The 652-nt window shown below is 68.3% G+C and carries 1 protein-coding gene and 1 pseudogene; both read left to right on the top strand.

Annotated features, from left to right (window positions below):
- A partial coding sequence (locus SM447_RS29385) for an alpha-L-arabinofuranosidase C-terminal domain-containing protein (protein WP_474576118.1) occupies positions 1-290 on the top strand: 290 nt, incomplete at its 5' end.
- A gap of 40 nt (positions 291-330) precedes the next feature.
- Positions 331-652: pseudogene (locus SM447_RS29380) on the top strand (ABC transporter substrate-binding protein); the annotation flags it as partial.

The following is a 652-nucleotide window of genomic DNA, read 5'->3' as shown; positions in this document are numbered from 1 at the left end:
CGCCGCAGACGGTCACCGACCAGCTCGACAGCGAGCTGACGGTCTTCGCGGTCAACCGCGGCGAGACGGACCTGGACCTGCAGCTCGACCTGCGCGGTATGTCCGGACTGTCCGTCGCTTCACACACGAGCCTCGCCGCCGGGGACGACCCGGAGGCGACGAACACCGAGGCCGAACCGGACAAGGTGACGCCCCGGGAACTGAACACCCCCACCCTCGACGGCGGTCGGTGCTCGGTGCGCCTTCCGGCTGTCTCCTGGAACGTGCTGCGCTTCGGAAACCGGCTCTGACCAGGCACACTTCATCCCGTCCCCCAAGGAGAGATACGGCATGAACCACAACGAAATGAGCCGGCGGCGGCTCCTCGGCCTCGGCCTCGGGCTGGGCGCCGCGGCCACGCTGACGCTGGCCGGCTGTGGCGGCGGCGACGACTCGTCCGGTCCGGCGGCGTCCGGCAACGGTGGCAAGGACTACACCGGCCCGAAGGTGGACCTCAAGCTCTGGAACGGGTTCACCGGCGGCGACGGTGAGATCTTCAAGACGCTGGTGAACCAGTTCAACTCCGAGCACCAGAACATCGCGGTGTCGGTGGCCACGTACCAGTGGGAGGACTACTACAACAAGCTCCCCAGCGCCGCCTCCAGCGGCAACG

Source organism: Micromonospora aridisoli (assembly GCF_056150025.1).
Note: the sequence above shows the minus strand (reverse complement) of the source record. Positions and strands in the feature narration are given on the sequence as shown.